Origin of the sequence: Burkholderia sp. LAS2 (genome assembly GCF_018417615.1) — a bacterium.
GTDB classification, from domain to species: Bacteria; Pseudomonadota; Gammaproteobacteria; order Burkholderiales; family Burkholderiaceae; genus Burkholderia; species Burkholderia sola.
The window spans coordinates 545,819-570,298 of the sequence record NZ_CP071054.1; the positions used below are offsets into that span (position 1 = coordinate 545,819).

Sequence of the window (24,480 nt, forward strand, 5' to 3'; positions counted from 1 at the left end):
CGATTTAATCGGGAATGATTCCGCAGTCGCGCCGAGGCCAAGATACTCATCGAGCGAGGCTATAAAATCCCGCCGCAGGTCACAACGATTGGCCGCTTTGGATAAATCTGAAGGGCCGTTCTGGGTCGTTCAGCGCCATTCGCGACCGCGTGCAGGTCTTCATTCCGACCGACGGCTCACGACACGCTACGCCGCATCCCCCGCACCTGCAGCCAAATGGCGGATATCAGGAAATAAAGCGCACCCACTCCCGCATAGCCGGCGATCTTCACGATCGCGGGCGGCATCGGCGCGTGGCTTTGCAAAATGAAGAACAACCCGGCCAGCGCCGATTGCGCCCCACTCAGCACCATCACCCACTGCGCACCGGCATGCTTCCAGCGCCGCACGGCGGTGCCGAGCTGCAGCGCGCCCGAGAGAATCGCCCAGACGCCGAACACAGCAAGCACCGCCGGCAGGCCCGCACTCAACGCCGGAAATACCGCCAGTGTCGTGACGGCGCTGATCGCGACGTTGACCGCCTGCGTGCGGTTTGCCGCCATCCCGCCGCTGCGGGCGAGGTCGACGAAATTGGCGAGCGCATCCCAGGCCGGATAAACGACCAGCAGGACCGCCGCGCCGGCCGCGCTCTGCCGGCCGACGGAAAACGCCAGCGCGACCCAGATCAGCGAGAATATCGCCCGGGAAAGGTAGTACCGTTTCAGCCAGTGTTCGTCGGCAGGGGCGTGGAATTCGGGGTAGCGATCAGTCATTTGCACTCCTTGTTACATTGAATCGTCGTTCCGGCCCGCATGCACGATTCCCACCACGCGAATGCGGCCTCGACCGGATCTCCAGTGCGCCGAGTATCGCAATCGTCCGCGCCTGCCGCCATCGGTCAGATATCCGATGGCGAAGTTCACCGGCTGCTCGCACCGATACCAGTGAACATCGCACCGGATTGGCCCCGGCGCGCCGCCAACGCGCATGCCCCTGCACGCCGCGACGCCGTCGCGTATGATCGTTTTCCCATCCTCGCGAATGTCTCCGCCCACCCGATGCCCGACGCCGAAGCCCGTCACGCCCCGCTGCGCATAGTCGACGCCGTCCGCGCGCTGGCCTTCATCGGCGATCTCAGCATGGGCCAGCCGACGGACCATTCGCCACGCACCAGTTGGTTGGCGGCGCAGCTCGCGCACGCGGCACGATTCGATGCATCGGTCTGCGACACGGCCCGCGAGGTGGCGCTGTTGCGCTGGTCGGGCTGCACGGCGAACGCGGCGGGCTTCGCGCAGATATTCGGCGACGACGTCGCGATTCGCGCCGCAATGCTTGCGAGCCAGCCCGGCATGGCCGAAGCGATCGGCGGCGCGGGTGCCGCGCTGATCCCGCTCGCGCAAATCCATTGCGAAGTCTCGGGCGAAGTTGCGCGAATACTCGGCCTGTCCCGCGCGACGGAAACCGCGCTGCGGCACATTTTCGAAACCTGGGACGGCAACGGGCTGCCTGCGCGGCTCGTGCGCGAACAGGTGCCGCCCGCCGTGTCGATCGTCGCGCTGGCAGGCGATCTCGACGTGTTCAGCCGCACGTACGGCATCGAACGGGCCCTCGAATTGATCGGCCAACGCGCGGGGTCGCGCTATCCGGCCGTGCTCGTCGAGACGGCTGCGCGCGACGCACCGCGCTGGCTGGCGGCGCTCGAACACATGGCGCCCGCCGACCTGGACGCCGCACTGGCCACGCCGGACATGTGGGGCGCGACGTCCGCCGAATTGATTGCGGACGTCATCGATCTGAAATTGCCGTGGATGACGGGTTTTTCGCGTTCGGTCGCCGCGACGGCCGCCGCGTGTTACGGCCGTCTGTCGCCGGACGAGGCCGCGCGCGAACGCGTGTACCGCGCCGGACTGATTCACGGCATCGGCAGGGCCGCGGTGCCGAACGACGTGTGGAATCTGCCGACGCGGCTGCCTGCGAGCGCGTGGGAAAAGGTGCGACTCGTGCCGTACTGGACCGAGCGCGCCGGCAGGCAGACCGGCGCGCTCGGCGAAGCCGCCGTGCTTGCGTCGTATGCGTACGAGCGGCAGGACGGCTCGGGCTATTTCCGCGGCGTGCGCGATACGGCGCTGACGCTGGAAGCGCGTGTGCTGGCGGCGTCGCTGGCGTGGGTCGCGTTGCGCTCGGCGCGTCCGTGGCGAACGGCCCTGAGCGATGCGGCCGCCGCCGGCCAGTTGCAGGAAGAAGTGGCCGGCGGCCGGCTGTGCGGCGAAGTGGTGGCGGCGCTCGTGACGGGCGGGCCGCCCGTGGTCCGGCGCATCGCGACGGGCGCGTCGGCCGCTGGCCCGCGCCTGTCCGCGCGGGAAATCGACGTGCTGCGGGCGATTTCCCGCGGTGCGAGCAACAAGCAGGTCGCGCAGGCGCTCGCGATGAGTCCGAGCACGGTGCGCACCCATGTCGAGAAGGCGTTCCGCAAGCTCGAATGTTCGACACGCGCCGCGGCGACCCTCAAGGCATCGGCGCTCGGGCTGCTCTGATGCGCTCCGCGACGCGGATTCGCTTTCGTGTGTACGCCGACGCTCACGGCCGTTCGCGTTCCGGGCCGAAGCCCGGACGGACGGCAGCACGCATCGACGTGCGCGCGGCGGGCGCGCGTGCAAGCGAGATGCCCAGCGCGGCGCCGACAGCGAGGAACACCGAGATCGACAGGAGTGCGACGATGAACGCGTGCGCGATGGCCGCCGGATCCTGGCGCGTACCGAGCGTCGTATAGAAAATGCCGCCGATGATCGCGACGCTCAGCGACGTGCTGACCTGCAGCGTCGAGCTGGCGATGCCGGCGATCATGCCCGACAGCGCCGGTGCGACGCGCCCCGTCACCATGCGCATCAGCGTCGGCAGCGCGAGCCCTTGTCCGAAACCGATGACGAAGAGCACGACCGCGAGCGGCACGGCAGCGAGCGGCATCCCGAGCGGCGTGGCGTCGATCAACCACGCGAGGCCGACGAGCCCGACGATCTCGAGGCTCATCCCGAACGGATTGACGTAAGCGCCGATGACACGCGAGCAGAAGGGCGTCGACAACGGGCCGAGCAGGAACCCGACGCCGAACGGCAAGAACACGAGGCCCGCGCTCAGCGCGTCGACGTGCAACGCATTCTGCAGATACACCGAGAACAGCAGGAAGAACGCGCCGATCGAGTACAGCAACAGCGCGATCAGCAACGCGCGGCCCAGCCCCGGTGCGCGCAGCGCGGCCGGATCGAGCAGCGGGGCGCCGCCGCGGCGGCCGAGCCGGCGCTCGTAGCGCCAGAAGAAGCCGGCGAGGGCCGGCACCGCGAGCAGCGACGCCCAGGCCCAGACGGGCCAGCCTGCTTCGCGCCCCTCGATCAGCGGCACGATCAGCGCGCCCAGCGTCAGCATCGACAGCGCGGTGCCGCCGAGGTCGAGCTTGCGCGCATGCTGTGCACGCGTTTCGTTCAACAGCGGAATCCCGAACAGGACGACCAGAATCGCGAGCGGCAGGTTGACGAGGAAGATCGTGCGCCAACCCAGATTCAACAGGTTCAGCGAGATCAGGATCCCGCCCAGCGCCTGCCCGACCACGGCGGCGAGGCCGAATACCGCGCCGTACAAGCTGAGCGCGAGCGGCTTTTCCGCTTCGGGAAAGATTGCCTGGATCGAAGCGAGCGCCTGCGGCGCCATGATCGCGGCCGTCACGCCCTGCAACGCGCGGCCGACGATGAGCGTCCACGGCGAACTCGCGAGACCGCACAGCGTCGAGGCGATCGCAAAGCCGATCAACCCGAGGAAAAACACGCGGCCGCGGCCGAACAGGTCGCCCAATCGCCCGCCGGTGATCAGCGTCACCGCGTACAGGCCCGCATACGATGAAATGACGAGTTGCTCGGCGGATGACGACGCGCCCAGTTCCGCGCGGATCGACGGCAGCGCGACATTGACGATGAAGAAATCCAGCGGCGGCAGAAACGCGCCGACGAGCAGGACCGCAAACATCGCCCAGCGGCGCGGGTCGGGTGAGACGGGGTCATTTCGTGACATGGACGGCTCTCCATACGGAACCATTCGGTTCCAAATTGGGTAAAAAAATATCAGTCGAGGATGCGCATCGTGCGGTCGACCAGCGCGAGCATGTCGTGCTCGGACACACCGGTTTTCCCCAGCACGCGCATCCCTTCGATCTGGCAGACAAGCAAACGCGCCAGCACCTGTTCGTCCTGCTCCGCGATCTCGCCGCTTGCCTGGCCACGGACGATCGCACCGGCATAGAGCTGTTGCAGGCGTCGGAACAGGCGCCCGGTGCGTTCCGCGACATCGGCGTCGCGCGCGGCCAGTTCGGTGGTCATCGCGACCGCGAGACATCCGCGCCGGCCCGCGTCGCCGACGGACAGGCGCGCATAGCGCAGCAGCGAATCGCGAATCGCATCCTTCACGGCGCCGGGTTGCGACAGGATGTCCGCGGTTGCCTTGAGCCCATCGGCCATGTACAGGTCGAGCGCCGCCAGCAGCAGCGCCTTCTTGTCGCCGAACGCCTTGTACAGGCTGCCGCGCGACAGGCCGGTGCCGGCCATCAGGTCGGGCAGGGACGCGCCCTCGTATCCGCGGTCCCAGAAAACGTCCATCGCGTCGCGCGCGGCATCGCCAAGTTCGAATTCGCGCGGACGGCCCACGCCAGCCGGATTTGCCATTGATCGGTTTCGCAAACGATGCGGTGCCTGAAGTTGGAGTGATTATATGGACCGATCGGTTCCGATGTCAACGTGTGTGTCGACCGGGCGCGGCGATGGTCGCCCCCGGGTGCCGCGCACCCGTCGCTGGCCACCGGACCGTTCACGCGCCCGACAGCCCGACGCACACCGGCGGCGCACGATCGCCCCACGGCGCGGCGCGTTCGAGCTGGGCGGCGAGCGAGAACAGCAGCGACTCCGCGCCGAATGCCGCCGCGAACTGGCTGCCGATCGGCAAACCTTGTTCGTCCCGGTAAAGCGGCACCGACATCGCGGGCTGGCCGGTCGCGTTGAACCAAGCGGTGAACGGCGAAAACCGATGCGACCGATCGATGACGTCGCTCAACGATTGCGCGTCGTCCACCGTCGCGAGTGCGGCCGGTGCGAGCGGCGGCATCGCGAGCGTCGGCGTCAGCAAAACGTCGTAGCGCTCCATCAACCGGCCGAACGTCCTGCCCAACGCATGGATCCAGTCGACCGCGCCCGCGTACTCGGCGCCGCTCACGTTGCCCTTTTCGCGCACGATGATGCGGGTGCGCGCCTCGATTTCGTCGTCGCGTAGCGGCGCGTGTCGCTGAGCGCCGATCGTGTCGAGCAGTGCGCGCGTTTGCGCGCCGATGATCGTGAACACGTGGCCATAGAAAGCGGCCGAATCGACGGGACTGTCGAGCGGCTCGACGTCATGTCCGAGCGAGCGCAGCAACGCGACGGTATGGTCCAGTGCGGCTCGGCATGCCGGATGAAGCGGCCAGGGCGGCGCGTGCTCGATCACGGCGATTCTCAGCGGCCGCGGATCGCGCTGCGTGGCCGCGAGAAACGTGTCGGCCTGGTGCGGCGACGCATAGGGCGCGCCGATATCGGCGCCGGCGGTCAGGTCCAGCAACGCGGCGCTGTCGCGCACCGAGCGCGTGATCGCGTGGTTGATGCCCATGCCGGCCCATCCCTCGCCGATCATCGGGCCATTCGGCGTTCGGCCGCGCGTCGGCTTCAACCCGAATACGCCGCAACAGGAAGCGGGCACCCGCAACGAGCCGCCGCCGTCGTTGCCGTGCGCGAACGGCAGCACGCGGGCGGCGACGAGCGCCGCCGCGGCGCCGCTCGAACCGCCGGCGCTCACGTGCGGATGCCACGGATTGCGCGTGACGCCGAAACGCGCGGACGACGTGCAATAAGACGTGCCCAGTTCCGGCGACAACGAGGTCCCCGCGATCGGTATGCCGGCCCGCCGCAGCCGCGCCACGAGTTCGCCGTCGAAGTCCGGCCGGTAGTCGCCGAACAAAAACGATCCGTTCGACATCCGCGCGCCGCGCACCGGCATGAACAGGTCCTTGATCAGCGTCGGGACGCCGGCGAGTATGCTTTCGCGCCCGGTGACGGACGACGCGGCCTGTCTCGCCGAGTCGTCGAGTCGTTCCGCCACGGCATTCAGCGCGGGGTTGAGCGTATCGAGACTGGCGAGCACGGCGTCCAGCAATTCGGTCGGCCGTACTTCTTTTGCACGGACGAGCGCTGCGAGCGCGATGCCGTCGTGCGTGGCGATGAGCGTCTGAAAATCTTTCATGGGTCTAGGGTTCGGGAACGGGAAAACATGAATGGGTCATGCGTCGTCGCGACGGCGAAGCGCCGGCAACAACCACGACAACGCGGCGACGGCCGTGCCCGCCGCAATCGCGAACACCGCCGCGCGCAATCCGCCGAATGCCTGCGCACAGCCGAGCACGACGAGCGGGCTGACGAACTGGCCCAGATAGAGCGCGGCCGTGAAACCGCCGAGGCCGCGGCCGCGCATCGCGAGCGACAGCGTGCGCATTAGCGGCAGGATCGCATTGGGCACCAGCATGCCGCCGCCGAAGCCGTGAATCACGACCGCCACGACGATGGCCGGCACCGTATGCGCGCGGGCCAGCAAGAACAGGCCCGCCGCGAGCAGCGCCAGGAGCACGACGTTGACGAAGCGGCGGCCGAGCGCGTCGCGCAACCATGGCCACGCGATCGAACCGGCCAGCGTCGACAGCAGGCCGACGCCCGCGACCGCACCGATCATCGTCGACGAGCGCTGGCCGATGTCGACCATCAGCTGCGGCATCTGCACCGGCACCACGAACGAACTGACCATGCCGATGCAGATCAACCCGTAGCCGACCGCGAGCGTCGGCGCGAGCCGGTTGCCGGCCGGCGGCGTGCCGTTGTCGGCCGGCCCGGCGGGCTGACCGTCGCGCAGCGGTTCCCACAGCACGGTCGCAATCGCCGGCACGAGCAGGATCGGCAACAGGTACAGATAGAACGGGTAGCGCCACGCGTGCTCGCCGGCCGCGCCGCCGAGCACGAAAAACACCGTGCCGACGATACCGATCGTGACGACCTGCCGGTTCACGTAGCGCACCCGCTGTTCGCCATGCCAGTAATCGCCGATCAGCGTCGTGCAGCAGGTCATCACGCACGCTTCCGCCGCGCCGAGCGCGAGCCGGCACACGAGGATCGCGGCGAGGCTGTCGAGCCACGCCGGCGCCGCGCCGACGAGCCCGTACACGAGCGTCGCGAGCAACAGCAACATCTTGCGTCCGACGCGATCGGCCAGCCAGCCGGCGAGCGGCGCGCACAGCGCGATCGCGAGCGCGGGGCCCGTCGCGATGAGCGGCACGAGCGCGGCCATGCGCGGGTCGGCCGGCACGAATTCGGCCGCGAGTTTCGGCAGGATCGGCGCGATCATGACCGCGCCCATCACGGTGAGACTGCTGCCGAGCAGCAGTACGGCGCCCTGGCGGGTACCGGCCTGCCGGGCGGCACGCGGGTAGGCGGGCGCGGATTGCGTTGAGGAAAGCGGATTCATCGACGGCTCCCGAATCGGAACATCAGAACGACAGCGCGGCACGCAGCGCGATCTGGTAACCCTGCGCGCGGTTCCGCGCGCCGAATTCCTTGTACGCATGCAGCCAGACCGCGGGCTTGCCCGGCTCGACGTAACTGATCGCCGGGCCCAGCGCATTCACGCGCGCGCGGTTGCCGTCGATGGTCGGGCCGTGGTCGTTGCTCAACTGCCGCTCGATGTAGCCGCCCAGGCCCGCCGTGAAAGGGCCGATGTGCTGGCCGAGCGCGAATTCCTGGCGGAACCCGGTGCCGCTGCGATAGTTCGTCGCGCGGTTGGTCGTGTTCTGATCGATCTCGATGCTGGTCGAGATTTCGAATCCGCTATCGGTGATGTACGTCGCGCCGATGATCGGCGAGAAGGTCCAGTGGTTGACGCCCGGATTGAAGAGCCGCGTGGCGCGATACGCACCGGTCGGCGCCTGCACCTGCAGCGCGACGTTGACGAACAGGTTCGGCGAGGTCCATGCGAGGATCAGCGGCTGGAAGTCCGCATCGCCGATGTTGGTCGGATCGGCCGACATCGCGAGCGTGCCGGCCGGCGTCGGCACGTTCACGTGGCCGTTCAGGTTCAGGAACGGCACGACCGCGCCGAAGCCGACGTTCGCGCCGAACAGTTTCGCGTTCGTCATCCGGATGTACGCGAGGCTCCAGGACGCGACCGTCAGCGAGAAGTCGGTGTTGCCGCCGTTGCGGATCGTGCGGGTCGAGTAGTACGCGAAGCGCGTGGCGAGCGTGCCGTTCGGCGTGGGCGGCGGCGTGATGCCCGCGCCGAAATCGAATACGCCGAACGGCGTGATCGGACCGTCGTTTTCGAGCGCGTGGGCGTGCTGGCAGGCGAGCGTGGCCGCCAACGTGCCGATCGCGACGGCGGTGGTGCGTGTGCGGCAGCGCCGCACGCCGTGCGGACGTCTGAGGATTTCCATCGTGCCGTTCCCCGTACAGTTGAAATGTGTACGGAGTCTAGGAACGTCAAAATCCGGCGCGTTATCCGCTTTTGGTAATTATCGCGGCGGGCGTTTGAGCGTGTCGGACGGCAGTTCGCCGAACAGTTCCCGGTAGTGCGACGCGAACCGGCTCAGGTGCCAGAAGCCCCAGCGGCACGCGACGTCGCTGACCGACGTGCTCGCCGAGGAATGTTCGCGCAGTTCGCGGCGCACCGCGTTCAGCCGCAGCACGCGCAGGTACCACGCGGGGTGCGTGCCGAGGATTTCCTCGAAGCAATACTGCAATTTGCGCCGGCTCGCGCCGACTTCGCGGCATACGTCGAGCACCGTCAACGGCACATCGGGCCGTGCCGCGACGAGTTCGCGCACGCGATCGACGACGCGGTGCCGCGCGGATGGATCGAGCCGCACGGGGCGGCCGGCGGCTTCCATCGCGTGCACGAGTTCGACCAGGATGGCGTCGCGCAGCGACTTGCGCGTGTGCGGCCGGGCGAGCGGGCGCTCCGGTGTATCGCACGCCCCGAAGCCGGCCACCAGCAACGAGGTCAGTGCGTGATGGCGTGCGGCGGGCACCCGCAGGATGCGGGTTTCGTTCGACGATACGCGGTCGCCGTCTTCGTCCTGATCGCCGAGCCACGCCAGTTGGTGCAGCGTGTCGTTGGGCACCGTCAACAGCACGACGTCCTGATGGTCGGGCGTGCGCAGTTCCGGCAGCGAGGTGCCGCCGGAGACGAGCAAGGCCTTGTCGCGCAGCAGCGCGCCGCCGCAGAAGCCGGCGCCGGCGGTTTCCAGCGGGATGCTGAACGACGTGCTGCCGGCGCACTGGTCGCCGCGCTTGAGCAGCGCGCGGTTCACGCGTTCGCGCAGCAACTGCATGCCGTCGAAGCGGATTTCATGCAGCGTGCCATGGAACGGCCCGGGCGACAGCTGATCGAGCCGGATCGACCAGCCGTGCGTGCATTCCGCGTGGGTATCGACATCCTCGCTGGCGAAGCGCCGGATCAACGGCAGCGCGTCAGGCGCGGTGTCGGCAAGGCTTGCGGCGGACGACAGCGGAGCGGAATGCATGGCGAGTGGGGCGGTGGACGAGGCGTCCGCCGACAATGCGCACATAAATTCCGGTTGGCAATGCGTTTTTACCCGGGGCCGCGGGTGCGGTGCCGCCGCGGATGACGGGACGCCGCGTCGGGCATGCATGATTCGGTATGGCGCCCGCACCCGCAAGGACCCGCCAGCGGGCGCGGAACGCGCAACGGGAAATCGAACGCGCGGCGACGCCGGTTCAGTCGAGCCCGCCCTGGCACAGATACTTGATCGACAGATAGTCGTCGAGGCCATAACGCGAGCCTTCGCGACCATAGCCCGATTCCTTCACGCCGCCGAACGGCGCGGCCTCGCTCGCGAGCGCGCCTTCGTTGATCCCGACGATGCCGGTTTCGAGCCGCGCCGACACGCGCGCTATGCGCCGCACGTTCTGCGTGTAGAAATACGCGGCGAGCCCGAACGGCGTGTCGTTCGCGGCGTCGACCGCTTCGTCCTCCGTATCGAACCGGAACAGCGCGGCGACCGGGCCGAAGGTTTCCTCGCAGGTCAGCTGCATGTCGGCGGTGGCGTCGGCGAGCACGGTCGGCGCGTAATAGTTCGCACCGAGCTCGGTCAGGCGCTTGCCGCCCGTCAGCACGCGCGCACCGCGCTCCACTGCATCGCCGACGTGCCGCGCGATCTTGTCGACCGCGCGCGCGTTGATCATCGGGCCGATCTGCGCGGCCGGGTCCGTCGCCGGCGCAACCTTCAGCGCGGCGACGCGCGCGGCGAGCTTCGCGGCGAATGCATCGTAGACGCCGGCCTGCACGTACACGCGATTCGGCGACACGCACGTCTGCCCGCCGTTGCGGAACTTGGCGGCCATCAGCCCGTCGACCGCGGCATCGAGCTCCGCATCGTCGAACACGATGAACGGTGCATTGCCGCCCAACTCCAGCGACAGCTTCTTCAACGTCGCCGCCGAGTCGCGCGCGAGCAGCTTGCCGACGGCCGTCGAGCCGGTGAACGTGATCTTGCGCACGCGGCCGTCGGCGAGCCAGTCGGCCGCGGCTTCCACGCCGCGTTCGCGCGACGCGGTAATCAGGTTCAGCACGCCGGCCGGCACGCCGGCTTCCTGCGCGAGAAACGCGAGCGCGAGCGCGGTCAGCGGCGTGTCCTCCGCCGGCTTCGCGACGACCGTGCAGCCGGCCGCGAGCGCGGGTGCGATCTTGCGCGCGATCATCGCGAGCGGGAAATTCCACGGCGTGATCGCCGCGACGACGCCGATCGGCTCCTTCACCGCGCTCAGCCGCTTGCCGCGCTGCTGCTGCGGGATCAGGTCGCCGTACGTGCGCGTCGCTTCCTCGGCGAACCACAGCACGTACGACGCACCGTACGCGACTTCGCCGCGCGCTTCGGCAAGCGGCTTGCCCTGTTCGCGCGACATCAGCTTCGCGAGATCGTCGGTGTGCGCGACGATCGCCGCATGCCAGGCACGCAGGATCGCGGCGCGTTCGCGCGCGGGCGTCGCGCGCCACGCGGGCAGCGCGCGGGCCGCCGCGTCGGTCGCCGCGCGGGCGTCGGCGGCGCCGCTGTCGGGTGCGTGGGCAACGGTATCGAGCGTGGCCGGATCGGTGACGGCGAAGCGGCGGCCGTCGAGCGCATCGCGCCAGGCGCCGTCGATCAGGTTGGCGGTGCGGACGAGTTCGGTTCGGGACAGCGTAAGCGGCATGACAGTTCCTTGAATGAAGCGGTTCGGCGGCAACGACAACGACAGCGACAACGACGGCGGAGCGGGCGCGCGACGACCCCACGCGGACAGCGGGCTGCCGCGTTCAGGGGGGGCGCGCGTACGTCAGTGACGTTCGCCGAACAGCGATTCGAGCGGGTAGTGCCGTTTGACGAACGGCGATTTGATGATCACGTAACTGAAATACTTCTCGATGCCGATGTTCTGCTCGAGCAGCCCTTCGACGATCGTCTGGTAATGGCTCACGCTGCGCGTGATGAACTTCAGCAGATAGTCGTAGCCGCCGCTCGCGAGGTGGCATTCGACGATCTCGTCGACGTTGCGGATCGCCGCGACGAAGCGGTCGAAATCCTCGCGCCGGTGGTCGGCCAGCGTGACCTCGGTAAACACGACCTGCACGTCGCCGAGTTTCTCGAGCTGGATGTGCGCGCCGTAGCCGCCGATGTAGCCGGCCTTCTCGAGCCGCTTCACGCGGATCAGGCATGGACTGGGCGACAGCCCGACCGCATCGGCCAGCTCGACGTTGGTCATGCGGCCGCGCTTCTGCAACTGGGAGAGGATGCGCAGGTCGATGCGATCCAGCTTGCTGTCCGTCATGTTCACGTGAGAAGGCAAAAATGGAATGTCCGGTTACTTTAGAGTCGAACGATGGCGGCCACAAGCCCGGCTTTCCCTTGTCCGGTCAGGCCGGCTGCGCGTGCGCGGCGTCGAGCGCGCGCTGCACGCCCGCATCGGCCAGCACGTCGTCGAGCGTCTTGCGCACGCGTTCGAACAGCAGGTCGAACTCGCCCGCGGTGAAGCTCAGCGCCGGCGCGAAGCCGAGCACGCCGTCGCCGAACGCGCGGAACACCACGCCGTTCGCGTACGCGGCGGCCGCGATCTTGTCGGGCACGTTCAGCGCCGGGTCGAAGCGCGTCTTGTGCACCTTGTCGGCCACCAGTTCGAGCGCGCCGAGCAGGCCGACCGAACGGGCGTCGCCGACGAGCGGATGCGCGCGCAGCGCGTCGAGCCCCGCGGCGAAGCGCGGCGCCAGCGCCTGGCCGTTCGCGAGCAGCCCGCCTTCGTGATAGAGCTTCAGCACTTCGAGGCCGATCGCCGCGCTGACCGGATGCGCGGAATACGTATGGCCGTGGCCGACCACCGGCGCATCGGCGCGGTCGCCCGCGATCCCCTCGTAGATTTCGTCGGACATCAGCACCGCGCCCATCGGCGCATAGCCGGCGGTCAGGCCCTTCGCGACCGTCATCAGGTCCGGATCGACCTGCTCGGCCTCGCAGGCGAACAGCGGGCCGGTGCGGCCGAAGCCGGTGATCACCTCGTCGGCGACGAACAGGATGCCGAGACGCCGGCACGCGTTGCGCATCGCCTTCAGCCAGCCGGCCGGCGGCACGATCACGCCGCCGGAACCCTGCACCGGCTCGCAGAAGAACGCGGCGACGTTGTCCGCGCCGAGTTCGGCGACCTTCGCTTCGAGCGCGGCGACCGACGCGGCGATCAGCGCCTGCGGATCGTCGCCGAGCGGATGGCGGTACGGGTAGGGCGACGGAATATGGTGCTGGTCCGCGCGCGGCAGGTCGAAATGACGGTGGAACGCGGGCAGTGCGGTGAGGCCGGCGCCGACCGACGACGAACCGTGATAGCCGCGTTCCAGCGCGATCATCTGCTTCTTCGACGGGCGGCCGGTCGCGTTGAAATAATGCGTGATGAAACGGATCGCGGAATCGACCGCGTCCGAACCGCCGAGCGTGAAGTACACGCGGTTCAGCGACGGCGGCGCGAGCGCGGCGAGCCGTTCGGCGAGTTCGATCGCCGGCTGCGAGCCGAAGTGGAAATAACCGGTCGCGTAGGGCAGCTTCGCCATCTGGTCGGCGGCGGCCTTCACGATGCTGTCGCGGCCGTAGCCGACGTTCACGCACCACAGGCCCGAGAACGCGTCGAGCAGCGTGTGGCCCGCGGCGTCGCGCAGGAACACGCCGTCCGCGGATTCCAGCACGGTGACGCCGCGCGCCTCGTGCGCACGGTAGTTGACGACGGGGTGGATCAGATGTTGACGATCGGCTTCGATCAGCGCGGCTTGGTTCATGGGAAGGCGGGACTCTCGTCAGGTGTCAGCGGTGAGTTCATGCTAACGGGCGAGAATTCCGCATGCGTCTTCAATTTGCGGCCTGAAACGTATGCGCGCGGCGTTTGTGCGGGGCGCTTCGGCATTTTCTGCTGCGCGCCCGGCGGGCCGGGCGCGCAGCAGGTCAGTAGCCGCGCGTACGATCGACGACGCCGATCATCGGCTGCCCCGCGCGATGGCGCGCGAGGTTCGCGAGCACCGCGTCGACCGCGGTGTCGGGCCGCGTCGCGCTGGCGATGTGCGGCGTGATGCGAATGCGCGGATGCGTCCAGAACGGATGGCCGGCCGGCAGCGGTTCGGGGTCCGTCACGTCGAGGATCGCGCTGTCGACGCGGCCGCTCGCGAGCGCCGCGAGCAGCGCGGCTTCATCGAGTTGCGGGCCGCGCCCGACCTGCACGAGCGACGCGCCGGCCGGTAGCGCGTCGAACACGCGTGCGCCGAGCAGCCCGCGCGTGCTGTCGGTGAGCGGCAGCAGGCAGATCAGGATGTCGGTGCGGGCGAGGAACGCGTCGAGCGCCGCATCGCCCGCGTAGCAGTCGATGCCGTCGAGCGTGCGCGGCGTGCGGCTCCAGCCGGCGCACGGGAAACCGAAGCGCCGCAGCGTGTCGAGCACGGCCTGGCCGAGCGTGCCGAGCCCGAGCACGCCGACGCGCCGCGATGCCGCCGCCCGTACGGGTTTCTCGTGCCACACCTGGTCGCGTTGCTGGGCCGCATAGTCGAACAGGTCGCGATGGATCGTCAGCACGGCCTGCGTCACGTATTCGACCATCCCTTCGACGATGCCCGGCTCGATCATCCGCACGACGGGGATGTGCGAAGGCACGCGCGACAGGTCGAACTGGTCGATGCCGGCGCCGACCGAGAACACAACTTCGAGATTCGGCAGCAGCCCGACCGGATCGTCCGGCGGCTGCCAGGCGGCGAGATAGCGGACGGCCGCGGCGTCGCCGAGGTCCGGCCAGATCCGGAACGGCAGGTCGGGCGCCTGTTGCGCGAAGCGTGCCGCCCACTGCGCGCCGCGCACCGGGTCGGCCTTGTACAGGAAGCTCATCGTCGGTGTCCCCTTCAGCCGAGTGCCTGGCTCACGATCGCGAACGCACGCAGCGCCGGGTCGCGCGCCGGCGTGGCGCCGCGCGCCATCGCGACGACGGTATCGACGCGCGGCAGCCCGAGCCCTTCCAGCCAGTCGGACAGCCCGCTGTCGCTGGGCAAGTCGAGCCGCACGAACATCCCCTCGTTCAACGCGAGCCAGTGGCTGATCAGCGCCTGCGCGCGCAGCGCATCCGGCGCGATCACCGGACCGATCACGTGGCCCGGGCCGAAACGGCGGAACAGCGCGAAGCCGAGCAACTCGCCGTCGCGATCGAGCGCGATGCCGTTCGCGACGTCGAGCAGCGCATCGGTCACCGCGCCGCGTTCGTAGCCGGCCGCACGCGACGCGAGCGCGGCGAGGCGCGGCCCGTCGTTGGTGCCGAGCGGGCGCAGGCGCTCGCCGGGCGGCAGCGAGATCAGCGGCGGCCGGAACGCCGCGCCCTGATGCTGGTCGATCGTATCGATCGGCTCGAAGCCGAACGCCGCGTACAGCGGCTCGCGCCCCGGCATCGCATGCAGAAAGACGGTTCGTGTGCCGAAGCCGTCGAGCGCGCGGGCCAGGAGCTCGCGCTCGATGCCGCCGCCCGTCCGCTCGGGCGACACGATCACCATGCCGAGCGCCGCGTGCGATTCGCCGAGGCGCCAGCCGAGTGCGGTCCCCACGACGCCGGTCTCGTCTTCGGCCACGATGCCGCTGCCGAGCTGGAACGCGAAGCGCCAGTCGTCGAGCCGGTGCGGCCACTTGACCGCCTCCGACAGCCGATGGGCGGCGGGCAGGTCGGTTTCGGCGAACGGGCGATAGGTGAGCGTGCGGGAAGAATTGAGGTCGGACACGCCGGACTCCGGATGGGTAGAAATGACCTATCGACTCTGCCAGCGACCCACGGGCGCGGATAGGACGATTCGCCTGTTTTCCGGCGGTGACGGACGCGCCCGCGAGATCGACGCAAACCCGTTCGATCGATGCGGACGAACGCGCTGATCGTGCCGGCGCGGCCGGTCAATCCCACCACTCCTGCTGTGGGAACGCCGCTACGATAAATGCACGGCCGCGCTGCCGCCTGCCCGGAGGGCCGCGCCGGCAGGCGAGCCCGCTGCGGCAGCACGCCGCCCACCGGCCGGCCGCGCCGCGCCCGATCGCGCCGCAGATCGTGCTGCATGTGCCGGGCAACACGCGGCGATTCTGCGTTTTGAGCGACGCCGAACGATGCGCGAACGACTTTTTGCCCTGATTCAATTTCGTTAAACCCAGCCCACCCCCGGCCCTGCCGGGGCTTCACACCGACAGGACGTCACCATGATCCAGTTTGAACCGAAGTACATCACCTTCGACTGCTACGGCACGCTGACCCATTTCCGGATGGCCGAGACGGCGCGCGAAATCTATGCGGACCGGCTGTCGCCGGCCGCGATGGAGGCCTTCGTGCGCGCGTTCGCCGCCTATCGGCTCGACGAGGTGCTCGGTGCGTGGAAGCCGTACCGCGACGTCGTCGTCAACTCGGTCCGCCGCACCTGCGCGCGGCTCGGCGTGAAGTTCGACGAAGCCGAGGCCGAGCTTTTCTATCATGCGGTGCCGACGTGGGGCCCGCACCCGGACGTGCCGGCCGGGCTGTCGCGGCTGGCGTCGAAGTACAAGCTGGTGATCCTGTCGAATGCGATGGACGAGCAGATCATGAGCAACGTCGACAAGCTCGGCGCGCCGTTCCACGCGGTGTTCACCGCGCAGCAGGCGCAATCGTACAAGCCGCGGATGCAGGGCTTCGAATACATGTTCGACAAGCTCGGCTGCAAGCCGGAGGACGTGCTGCACGTGTCGTCGAGCCTGCGCTACGACCTGATGACGGCCGAGGATCTCGGGATCAAGCACAAGGCGTTCGTGAACCGCGGCCACGAGCCGGGCACGCCGTTCTACAACTATTACGAAGTGTCGGACATCGGCCAGCTCGCGACGCAGCTCGGGCTGTAAGCCGGCTGCGCCGGCAGATCCATCGAACGCGCGACGGGACGCGGCCGTGATGCCGGCGCGTCCCGTCACGCGTTCGATCAGCGTACGAAACGAGGGTAATTACCGATATCGAGTCGTTCAAGGCGGGGCCGCCCGGGCCGATATATGTACCGAACGGTTAATATTTCGAGGCCCCCGCATGAAGTTGTCCACCAAACTGCTGATGCTCGTCGCCGCGGCGCTGCTCGGCGTCGTCCTGCTCGCCGCGTTGTCGCTGCACACGCTGCGCGACGCGCTGATCGACAGCCGCCGCGAAGAGATCGTCATTCTGCTGACCAAGGCCGAGCATCTGGTCGATTCGTATCGCGCGCTGCAGACGAGCGGCACGCTCACGCAGGAGCAGGCGCAGCAGCAGGCCAAGGCCGCGCTGGCGGCGCTCAACGCGAATTCGAAGAGCTACTTCTGGGTCACGACGTCGGACGGCGTCAATCTCGTGCACCCGAACGCAAAGTTCATCGGCACGCGCGCGAAAGGCAACCGCACGACCAGCGGCATGACCGACAGCGAGGCGTACCGCGCGGGGATGGCGCAGGCGCATTTCGCGCTCGTCGACGTGCTGATCAAGCGCAGCCCCGACGCGGACCTGGAGCCGAAGCTGCAGGGCGTGGTCGCGATTCCGGACTGGAACTGGTGGATCGGCACCGGATTTTTCTACGACGACATCAACGCGGCGTTTGCCCGACTCGCGATGGTGCTCGGCGCCGTCGCGCTCGTCATCGCCGCGGCGCTCGCGGCCATCGCATGGGGCGTGCTGCGCAGCGTCAGGCGCACGCTCGGCGGCGAGCCCGCGCATGCGACGCAGATCGCCGCCCGCATCGCCGCCGGCGAACTGGACGTGCAGTTCGATACGGCGCACGCCGCGCCCGGCAGCCTGCTCGTCGCGCTGGGCGACATGAAGGCGCGGCTGACCGACACCATCGCCGAGATCCAGACCACGACCCACTCGATCGCCACCGGCACCGGCGAGATCGCGCAAGGCAACCTGGATCTGTCGCAGCGCACCGAGCAGCAGGCCGCGTCGTTGCAGGAAACGGCGGCGAGCATGGAGCAGATCACGTCCACGGTCAAACAGAACGCCGACAACGCACGCCAGGCGAATGCGCTCGTGGCCCAGGCGAAGGATGCGACCGAGCTCGGCGGCGCCGCCGTGCAGGCGGTCGTCGAAACGATGCGGCAGATTTCGGACGGATCGGTGCGGATCGCGGACATTACCGTCGTCATCGAAAGCATCGCATTCCAGACCAACATTCTCGCGCTCAACGCCGCGGTGGAAGCCGCGCGGGCCGGCGAGGAGGGGCGCGGGTTCGCCGTCGTCGCGTCGGAAGTGCGTTCGCTCGCGCAACGCAGCGCCGCGGCCGCGAAGGACATCAAGGGCTTGATCGACGCGTCGGTCGAGCGGGCCGGCAGTGGCAGCCGGCTCGTCGAGACGGCCGGCGAGCGGATGACGGAGATCGTCCGGTCGATCGACCGGGTGGCCGACATCATGGGCGAGATTTCGGCGGCATCGGCCGAGCAAAGCACCGGCATCGAACAGATCGGGCTGGCGGTCGCGCAAATGGACGAAGTCACCCAGCAGAACGCCGCGCTCGTCGAGCAGGCGGCCGCGGCCGCCTCGTCGCTGGACGAGCAGGCGGCGCGCCTGCGGGCCGCCGTATCGGTATTCCGGCTCGCTGCGTGACGGCTTCGCGCCGTCCGTTCGCGGCCGGCGCATCATCTGCTTCTCGGGCGCCGCGCTGGCGGCCGCCCGGCGTGCGCGTCGACATGCCGGTGACGCACGCGGGCGCGGCGCCTGACGGCTGCACGGTCCCGGTTTCCCGGTAGTCCCGTGATCTTCCCGTCTTCCCGCCAAGCCGCTCCGATCGAGCGGCATTCCTCTGAACTTTCCTGTGCGACGTCCCGTCGCGATCCCCACCGTCGACGCCCGTGCATACGGCGATCTGCCGCACTGCGCCGCTCATTTCGGCCGTCGTCGGCATGCACACACGCATTCGACACAAACGTGCGGTTTGCGTGAGCCAAACGCGCGCCGGATGCCGAACGGGCAATTTTGTCGGCGCAATCTGCGGCGGCTGCGGCCTTACGATTTCCTGCATCGACACGGATTCGGCAACCACCGCGACACGCCACCGGGCCAACGGCGACACGTGCGCGCACGCAGCAATTCATGCTGCGCGGGCGGCCTAAAACGGTCGATTCGTATCGTGCGGGGCGCCCGAATCGCGACAAACCGCATTTTGGCGATGCTTAAATGAATTGCATGTGCACGACGTCGCGCCCGCCACCAGCAAGCGGGCGTGGCGCGATTGAACAACCACGCTGGACCCTTGGACCCACTTCCCACAGTCAGGAGCAGTTCGGATGAGCGACGATATCGACAACGGCGGCAAGGGCGGCTTCACGCGCCGCGACATGATGAAGGTCATGGCGGCGGGCGGCATGATGGCCGCCGGCGCCGGCGGACTGCTGATGACCCCCGATTCGGCATTCGCCGCGCCCGCGCCGAAGCGCGGCGGCAAGATCCGGGTTGCGAACGAAGCCGGCTCGACGGCCGATACGCTCGACCCGGCCAAGGGCTCGACGGGCGCGGACTACACGCGCTTCTTCATGTTCTACAGCGGTCTCACGCAGCTCGATGCGAGCCTGACGCCGCAGATGAACCTCGCCGAGTCGCTGCAGACGACCGACGCGAAGACCTGGATCATCAAGCTGCGCAAGGGCGTCACGTTCCACGACGGCAAGCCCGTCGGCCCGGCCGACGTGGTGTTTTCGCTGATGCGCCACAAGAACCCGGCCACCGCGTCGAAGGTCAAGACGCTTGCCGAACAGTTCTCGGATGCGAAGGCGACCGGCCCCGACGAAGTCACGCTGACGCTCGCGAGCGCGAACGCCGATCTGCCGGTGATCCTCGCGACGCCGCAGCTCGTGATCGTCAAGGACGGCACGACCGACTTCTCGACCGGCGTCGGCTGCGGCCCGTACAAGCTGAAGTCGTTCAAGCCGGGCGTGTCGACCATCGGCGTGCGCAACGACAGCTACTTCAAGCCGGGCAAGCCGTATCTCGACGAGATCGAGCTGATCGGCATCAGCGACAGCGCCGCGCGCCTGAACGCGCTGCTGTCGGGCGACGTGCACCTGATCAACGCGATCGATCCGCGCTCGACGCAGCGGGTCTCGTCGACGCCGGGCTACGCACTGAAGGAAACCAAGTCCGGCCTCTATACCGACCTGATCATGCGCAGCGACAACCCGATCGTCGCGAACCCCGATTTCGTCGAAGGGATGAAGTACCTGTTCGATCGCGAGCAGCTTCGCACGGCGGTGTTCCGCGGCTATTCGGTGATCGGCAACGACCAGCCGATTCCGCCGGGGCATCGCTACTTCAACGCGTCGCTGCCGCAGCGCGCGCACGATCCGGACAAGGCGAAATTCCTGCTCCAGAAGGCGGGGGCGCTCGGCGCCGCGCTGCCGCCGATCTATGCGACGTCCGACGCGAACGGGTCGATCGAAATGGCCGTGCTGCTGCAGCAGGCCGGCCAGAAGATCGGGCTGAACCTGCAGGTCAACCGCGCATCGCCCGACGGTTACTGGTCGAACCACTGGATGAAGCACCCGCTCACGTTCGGCAACATCAACCCGCGTTCGAGCGCCGACGTGCTGTTCACGCAGTTCTTCAAGTCGGATGCGCCGTGGAACGAGTCGGGCTGGAAGAACGCGAAGTTCGACCAGTTGCTGCTCGCCGCGCGTTCGGAAACCGACGACGCGAAGCGCAAGCAGATGTACGGCGACATGCAGGTGATCGTGTCGCAGCAGGGGCGGGTCGGCATTCCGGCGTTCATCAGCTTCCTCGACGGCTACGACAAGCGGCTCGCGGGCCTCGGCTCGATCCCCACCGGGCCGATGATGGGCTTCACGTTCGCCGAGAACGTGTGGTGGAACGCATGATGTTGTTGCTGGCCGCCGTTGCGTGGCCGGTGCGGGCGACCGCGCCGGCCACGCGGGGGCTTTTCGGGAGTGTCGCTCCATGAACCGAGTTCTCATCGGGCTGATCGGCCGGCGCATCGCGGTCACCGCGCTGACGCTGCTGATCGTGTCCGCGATCATTTTCACGATCACGAACCTGCTGCCGGGCGACGCCGCGCAGGCCGCGCTCGGCCAGTCGGCGACGCCGGAGACGGTCGCCGCGCTGCGCCAGCAGTTCGGTCTCGACATGCCGGCGCACGTGCGCTACCTGCACTGGCTCGGCGGGCTGCTGCACGGCGACTTCGGCCGGTCGTTTTCCGGCGACATGCCGGTGTCGGAGCTGATCGGCGGACGCCTGCCGAAGTCGCTCGCGCTGGCGGCGATCACGACCGCCGTGTCGGTGCCGATCGCATTGCTGCTCGGGATCCTCGCGGCGGTCAAGCGCGAGTCGGCGATCGACCGCGTGATCAGCCTCGGCACGCTGTCGCTCGTCGCGACGCCGGAATTCCTGATCGCGACGGTCGCCGTGCTCGTGTTCGCGGTGAAGCTGCACTGGCTGTCCGCACTGTCGTACAGCGGCCCGATCGAAAGCCTGCACGATTTCCTGCGTGCATATGCGATGCCGGTGCTGACGCTGTGCGCGGTCGTGATCGCGCAGATGGCGCGCATGACGCGCGCCGCGGTGATCGAGCAACTGAGCGCGTCGTACGTCGAGATGGCCACGTTGAAGGGCGCGAGCCCGGCGCGCGTCGTGCTGCGCCATGCGCTGCCGAACGCGATCGGCCCGATCGCCAATGCGATCGCGCTGAGCCTGTCGTATCTGCTCGGCGGCGTGATCGTTGTCGAGACGATCTTCAACTATCCGGGCCTCGCGAGCCTGATGGTCGACGCCGTCAGCAATCGCGATTTCCCGTTGGTCCAGGCGTGCACGCTGATCTTCTGCGTCGCGTACCTGACGCTCGTGCTGTTCGCCGACCTGTGCTCGATCGTGTCGAACCCGCGACTGCGCACCTGAGTGTTTCGTCTTTCTTCCGAGATGCCGCCCATGCAACCGATCGAACCCGTACAACGCAGCAGCGCGCTGCCGCCCTCCGGCGACCCGCCCCTCGGGCGGGGCAGCATGCCGCCTGCCGCGCCTGCTCCCGACCAGCCGCGCAAGCGCCGCGCCACGCGCCTCGCGTTGACGACCGGCGGCCGCGTCGGCCTGTCGATGGCCGGCCTGATGCTGTTCGTTGCGGTGTTCGCGCCGCTGATCGCGCCGCATGACGTCGGCGCGATCGTCACGCCCGACGTGTTCGCGTCGTTCAGCGCGAAGCTGCCGTTCGGCTCCGACTTCCTCGGCCGCGACATGCTGAGCCGGATCCTGTACGGCACGCGGCTGACCGTGCTGCTCGCGCTGGCCGCGGTGCTGCTCGCCGCGGTGACCGGCACGACGCTCGGGCTGCTCGCGACCGTGTCGGGCCGCGCGGTCGACGAGACGATGAGCCGGCTGCTCGACGCGCTCACGTCCATTCCGTCGAAGATGTTCGCGCTGATGTTCGTCGCCGCGTTCGGCTCGTCGCTGCCGCTGCTGGTCCTCACCGCCGCGGTCAGCTACATGCCCGGCTCGTACCGGATCGCGCGCGCGCTGGCCGTCAACATCAGCACGCTCGAATTCGTGCAGGTGGCCAAGGCGCGCGGCGAAAGCGCGCTCTACATCGCGTGCGTCGAGATGCTGCCGAACATGATCCACCCGATGCTGGCGGACACCGGGCTGCGCTTCACGTTCGTCGTGCTGCTGCTGAGCGGCCTGAGCTTTCTCGGGCTCGGCGTGCAGCCGCCGTACGCGGACCTCGGCTCGCTCGTGCGCGAGAACATCGCGAGCCTCGGCGACGGCTCGGCCGTCGCGATCATGCCCGCGGTCGCGATCGCGATCCTGACGGTGGGCGTCAACCTGTTGATCGACGGTCTGCCGCATCGCGGCCGCCGCAAGGGCGCGGCCGGCGCCGCCGGAGGACACTGATGCGACACGAATCGAATCCGCTCGTCGAGGTGCGTGGGCTGCGCGTGGTCGGCGGCCGGCCGGGCGGCGACGAAACGACGATCGTCCACGGCGTCGACTTCGACATCGGGCGCGGCGAGGTGCTTGCGCTGATCGGCGAATCGGGCTCCGGCAAGACGACGATCGCGCTGTCGCTGATGGGCCATGCGCGCGCCGGATGCCGGATCGCCGGCGGCTCGGTGAAGCTCGACGGCACCGACGTGTGCACGCTTTCCGGACCGGCGCTGACCGCGCTGCGCGGCCGCAAGGTCGCGTATATCGCCCAGAGCGCGGCCGCCGCGTTCAACCCGTCGCGCACGATTCTCGACCAGGTGATCGAGAGCGCGCTGATCCACAAGACGATGACGAAGCGCGACGCGCAGGCGAAGGCGATCGAGCTGTTTCGCGCGCTCGCGCTGCCCGAGCCGGAGACGATCGGCAAACGCTATCCGCACCAGGTATCGGGCGGCCAGTTGCAGCGGCTGATGGCCGCGATGGCGCTGATCACCGATCCGGAGCTGGTGATCCTCGACGAGCCGACCACCGCGCTCGACGTGACCACGCAGATCGACGTGCTGCAGGCGTTCAAGAACGTGATCAAGCGCTGCGGGATGAGCGCGGTGTACGTGTCGCACGACCTGGCCGTGGTCGCGCAGATGGCCGACCGGATCGTCGTGCTGAGCGACGGCGTGATCCGCGAGGCGGGCGATACCGAACAGATCCTGCATGCGCCGACGCACCCGTACACGCAGAGCCTGATCGCGGCGGTCACGCCGAACGATGCGGAGCGCGACGCGCAGGCGCAAGCACAGGAGCCGGCCGCGCCCACACCGCTGCTCGACGTGCGCGGCGCGATCGCGGGCTACGGCGGCCGCGCCGCGAACGGCTGGCCCGCGAAGGTAATCCTGCACGAAGTCGACCTGCGCATCGGGCGCGGGCAGACGGTCGGCGTGATCGGCGAATCGGGCTCTGGCAAGACGACGCTCGCGAAGGTGATCGCGGGCCTCGTGCCGGCGACCGGTGGCGAGATCCTGCTCGACGGCGTGCCGCTCGCACGCGATATCGTCAAGCGCACCAAGGAGCAGCATCGCCGCGTGCAGATCGTGTTCCAGAACGCCGATACCGCGCTCAACCCCGTGCATACCGTCGAGCGCACGCTCGCACGACCGCTCGCGTTCTACCACGGGATCAAGGGCGCGCGTGCCCGCCAGCGCGTCGCGGAGCTACTCGAGCTCGTGCGGCTGCCGCCGGCGGTGGCGTCGCGGCGGACCGGCGAGCTGTCGGGCGGGCAGAAGCAGCGCGTGAACCTCGCGCGCGCGCTCGCGGCCGAGCCCGACCTGATCCTGTGCGACGAGGTCACGTCGGCGCTCGACACCGTCGTCGGCGCCGCGATCATCGAGCTGCTGCGCGACCTGCAGGCGAAGCTCGGCGTGTCGTACGTGTTCATCACGCACGACATCGCGAAGGTGCGCGCGATCAGCGACGACATCATCGTGCTGTATGCGGGCCGCCGCGTGGAGACGGGCAGCCGCGACGCGCTGTGCGCGCCGCCTTATCACCCGTATTCGCATCTGCTCGTGTCGTCCGCGCCGGAGTTGCGCGCGGGCTGGCTCGACGATGCGGCCGAGCGTTGCCACCGGCCGCTGGTGCCGATCGGCGCGCGCGAGAACGAGGACGAGCTGTGTCCGTTCCTGTCGCGCTGCGCGATGCGCGTGGACGGCGTGTGCAACCGGACGGCCCCGTCGCTGCGCACGCTCGGCAACGGCGCGCAGGTGCTGTGCCATCGCAGCGAGGAGGATCTCGCGCGCTTCCAGGCGGAGCCGATTCCCGCCGGTGTCGCGCCGCTGCAGCTGTAGTGCGTGGCGCGCGAACCGTTCATCGCGCAGGGCGGTGAACGGGCCGCCGCATAGTCTGCCGCGGCGGTCGCGCAAAACGGCAATTTGCACGCGTGCCGCGCGCGAATACGCGGCAA

Annotated in this window: 20 protein-coding genes; 7 read left to right on the top strand and 13 right to left on the bottom strand. The window is 68.7% G+C overall.

Annotation, left to right across the window (positions count from 1 at the left end; all coding sequences use genetic code 11):
• Nucleotides 1-176: 176 nt before the first annotated feature.
• Nucleotides 177-752: a DUF308 domain-containing protein gene (locus JYG37_RS31530; RefSeq protein ID WP_176015953.1), complete on the bottom strand. Its 576-nt coding sequence runs from the start codon at nt 750-752 to the stop codon at nt 177-179.
• Between the two features lie 12 nt (nt 753-764).
• Nucleotides 765-1,139 carry a hypothetical protein gene (locus JYG37_RS31535; RefSeq protein WP_162484457.1) on the bottom strand — a complete coding sequence of 125 codons (375 nt, stop codon included), beginning with the start codon at nt 1,137-1,139 and terminating at the stop codon, nt 765-767.
• Here JYG37_RS31535 and JYG37_RS31540 point away from each other — a divergent pair.
• The gene (locus tag JYG37_RS31540; RefSeq protein WP_050016960.1) at nt 1,038-2,513 is read left to right on the top strand and encodes an HD domain-containing phosphohydrolase; all 1,476 of its coding nucleotides are present in this window, start codon (nt 1,038-1,040) and stop codon (nt 2,511-2,513) included. The genes JYG37_RS31535 and JYG37_RS31540 overlap by 102 nt on opposite strands.
• A gap of 43 nt (nt 2,514-2,556) precedes the next feature.
• Here the strand turns inward: JYG37_RS31540 and JYG37_RS31545 are convergent, their stop codons facing one another.
• From JYG37_RS31545 to JYG37_RS31595, 11 genes are all read right to left on the bottom strand, one after another.
• Nucleotides 2,557-4,038 (bottom strand): MFS transporter, encoded by a 1,482-nt coding sequence (locus JYG37_RS31545; RefSeq protein WP_050016840.1) that lies wholly within the window; start codon nt 4,036-4,038, stop codon nt 2,557-2,559.
• Between the two features lie 50 nt (nt 4,039-4,088).
• Nucleotides 4,089-4,685, bottom strand: a complete 597-nt coding sequence (locus JYG37_RS31550) for a TetR/AcrR family transcriptional regulator (RefSeq protein WP_050016842.1) — start codon at nt 4,683-4,685, stop codon at nt 4,089-4,091.
• A gap of 142 nt (nt 4,686-4,827) precedes the next feature.
• Entirely contained in the window at nt 4,828-6,285 is a 1,458-nt protein-coding gene (locus tag JYG37_RS31555) for an amidase (protein WP_050016843.1), read from the bottom strand.
• Nucleotides 6,286-6,321: 36 nt separating this feature from the next.
• Complete coding sequence (locus JYG37_RS31560; protein WP_050016845.1) at nt 6,322-7,554, bottom strand: MFS transporter; 1,233 nt, start codon at nt 7,552-7,554, stop codon at nt 6,322-6,324.
• A gap of 22 nt (nt 7,555-7,576) precedes the next feature.
• Nucleotides 7,577-8,515 (bottom strand): SphA family protein, encoded by a 939-nt coding sequence (locus tag JYG37_RS31565; protein WP_050016847.1) that lies wholly within the window; start codon nt 8,513-8,515, stop codon nt 7,577-7,579.
• Between the two features lie 78 nt (nt 8,516-8,593).
• Nucleotides 8,594-9,604: a helix-turn-helix domain-containing protein gene (locus JYG37_RS31570; RefSeq protein WP_213347052.1), complete on the bottom strand. Its 1,011-nt coding sequence runs from the start codon at nt 9,602-9,604 to the stop codon at nt 8,594-8,596.
• Between the two features lie 214 nt (nt 9,605-9,818).
• The gene (locus JYG37_RS31575) at nt 9,819-11,291 is read right to left on the bottom strand and encodes an NAD-dependent succinate-semialdehyde dehydrogenase (RefSeq protein WP_050016851.1); all 1,473 of its coding nucleotides are present in this window, start codon (nt 11,289-11,291) and stop codon (nt 9,819-9,821) included.
• Nucleotides 11,292-11,414: 123 nt separating this feature from the next.
• A complete protein-coding gene (locus tag JYG37_RS31580; RefSeq protein ID WP_006749694.1) occupies nt 11,415-11,906 on the bottom strand; it encodes an Lrp/AsnC family transcriptional regulator in 492 nt (163 codons plus the stop codon).
• Nucleotides 11,907-11,991: 85 nt separating this feature from the next.
• Nucleotides 11,992-13,392 (bottom strand): aspartate aminotransferase family protein, encoded by a 1,401-nt coding sequence (locus tag JYG37_RS31585; protein WP_050016857.1) that lies wholly within the window; start codon nt 13,390-13,392, stop codon nt 11,992-11,994.
• A gap of 163 nt (nt 13,393-13,555) precedes the next feature.
• Nucleotides 13,556-14,482 carry a 2-hydroxyacid dehydrogenase gene (locus JYG37_RS31590; RefSeq protein ID WP_124557444.1) on the bottom strand — a complete coding sequence of 309 codons (927 nt, stop codon included), beginning with the start codon at nt 14,480-14,482 and terminating at the stop codon, nt 13,556-13,558.
• A gap of 14 nt (nt 14,483-14,496) precedes the next feature.
• On the bottom strand, nt 14,497-15,357 hold the full coding sequence (locus JYG37_RS31595) for a GNAT family N-acetyltransferase (protein ID WP_124630183.1): 861 nt from the start codon (nt 15,355-15,357) through the stop codon (nt 14,497-14,499).
• 463 nt (nt 15,358-15,820) lie between these two features.
• Here JYG37_RS31595 and JYG37_RS31600 point away from each other — a divergent pair, with 463 nt between their 5' ends.
• From JYG37_RS31600 to JYG37_RS31625, 6 genes are all read left to right on the top strand, one after another.
• Nucleotides 15,821-16,489 carry a haloacid dehalogenase type II gene (locus tag JYG37_RS31600; RefSeq protein ID WP_050016866.1) on the top strand — a complete coding sequence of 223 codons (669 nt, stop codon included), beginning with the start codon at nt 15,821-15,823 and terminating at the stop codon, nt 16,487-16,489.
• Between the two features lie 178 nt (nt 16,490-16,667).
• Nucleotides 16,668-18,206, top strand: a complete 1,539-nt coding sequence (locus JYG37_RS31605) for a methyl-accepting chemotaxis protein (RefSeq protein WP_050016867.1) — start codon at nt 16,668-16,670, stop codon at nt 18,204-18,206.
• A 680-nt stretch (nt 18,207-18,886) separates the two neighbouring features.
• Nucleotides 18,887-20,470 (top strand): ABC transporter substrate-binding protein, encoded by a 1,584-nt coding sequence (locus JYG37_RS31610; protein WP_050016869.1) that lies wholly within the window; start codon nt 18,887-18,889, stop codon nt 20,468-20,470.
• A gap of 79 nt (nt 20,471-20,549) precedes the next feature.
• A complete protein-coding gene (locus JYG37_RS31615; protein ID WP_176015956.1) occupies nt 20,550-21,503 on the top strand; it encodes an ABC transporter permease in 954 nt (317 codons plus the stop codon).
• Between the two features lie 30 nt (nt 21,504-21,533).
• Nucleotides 21,534-22,490: an ABC transporter permease gene (locus JYG37_RS31620; RefSeq protein WP_089490410.1), complete on the top strand. Its 957-nt coding sequence runs from the start codon at nt 21,534-21,536 to the stop codon at nt 22,488-22,490.
• A complete protein-coding gene (locus JYG37_RS31625; protein ID WP_213347055.1) occupies nt 22,490-24,364 on the top strand; it encodes an ABC transporter ATP-binding protein in 1,875 nt (624 codons plus the stop codon). The genes JYG37_RS31620 and JYG37_RS31625 overlap by 1 nt, the downstream gene beginning before the upstream one ends.
• The last annotated feature ends 116 nt before the right edge of the window (nt 24,365-24,480 follow it).

Bases quoted from the DNA above. Each gene is read 5' to 3' on its own strand.
- JYG37_RS31530 (WP_176015953.1), bottom strand. From the start codon at position 752: ATGACTGATCGCTACCCCGAATTCCACGCCCCTGCCGACGAACACTGG.
- JYG37_RS31540 (WP_050016960.1), top strand. From the start codon at position 1,038: ATGCCCGACGCCGAAGCCCGTCACGCCCCGCTGCGCATAGTCGACGCC.
- JYG37_RS31535 (WP_162484457.1), bottom strand. From the start codon at position 1,139: ATGGTCCGTCGGCTGGCCCATGCTGAGATCGCCGATGAAGGCCAGCGC.
- JYG37_RS31545 (WP_050016840.1), bottom strand. From the start codon at position 4,038: ATGTCACGAAATGACCCCGTCTCACCCGACCCGCGCCGCTGGGCGATG.
- JYG37_RS31550 (WP_050016842.1), bottom strand. From the start codon at position 4,685: ATGGCAAATCCGGCTGGCGTGGGCCGTCCGCGCGAATTCGAACTTGGC.
- JYG37_RS31555 (WP_050016843.1), bottom strand. From the start codon at position 6,285: ATGAAAGATTTTCAGACGCTCATCGCCACGCACGACGGCATCGCGCTC.
- JYG37_RS31560 (WP_050016845.1), bottom strand. From the start codon at position 7,554: ATGAATCCGCTTTCCTCAACGCAATCCGCGCCCGCCTACCCGCGTGCC.
- JYG37_RS31565 (WP_050016847.1), bottom strand. From the start codon at position 8,515: ATGGAAATCCTCAGACGTCCGCACGGCGTGCGGCGCTGCCGCACACGC.
- JYG37_RS31570 (WP_213347052.1), bottom strand. From the start codon at position 9,604: ATGCATTCCGCTCCGCTGTCGTCCGCCGCAAGCCTTGCCGACACCGCG.
- JYG37_RS31575 (WP_050016851.1), bottom strand. From the start codon at position 11,291: ATGCCGCTTACGCTGTCCCGAACCGAACTCGTCCGCACCGCCAACCTG.
- JYG37_RS31580 (WP_006749694.1), bottom strand. From the start codon at position 11,906: ATGACGGACAGCAAGCTGGATCGCATCGACCTGCGCATCCTCTCCCAG.
- JYG37_RS31585 (WP_050016857.1), bottom strand. From the start codon at position 13,392: ATGAACCAAGCCGCGCTGATCGAAGCCGATCGTCAACATCTGATCCAC.
- JYG37_RS31590 (WP_124557444.1), bottom strand. From the start codon at position 14,482: ATGAGCTTCCTGTACAAGGCCGACCCGGTGCGCGGCGCGCAGTGGGCG.
- JYG37_RS31600 (WP_050016866.1), top strand. From the start codon at position 15,821: ATGATCCAGTTTGAACCGAAGTACATCACCTTCGACTGCTACGGCACG.
- JYG37_RS31605 (WP_050016867.1), top strand. From the start codon at position 16,668: ATGAAGTTGTCCACCAAACTGCTGATGCTCGTCGCCGCGGCGCTGCTC.
- JYG37_RS31610 (WP_050016869.1), top strand. From the start codon at position 18,887: ATGAGCGACGATATCGACAACGGCGGCAAGGGCGGCTTCACGCGCCGC.
- JYG37_RS31615 (WP_176015956.1), top strand. From the start codon at position 20,550: ATGAACCGAGTTCTCATCGGGCTGATCGGCCGGCGCATCGCGGTCACC.
- JYG37_RS31620 (WP_089490410.1), top strand. From the start codon at position 21,534: ATGCAACCGATCGAACCCGTACAACGCAGCAGCGCGCTGCCGCCCTCC.
- JYG37_RS31625 (WP_213347055.1), top strand. From the start codon at position 22,490: ATGCGACACGAATCGAATCCGCTCGTCGAGGTGCGTGGGCTGCGCGTG.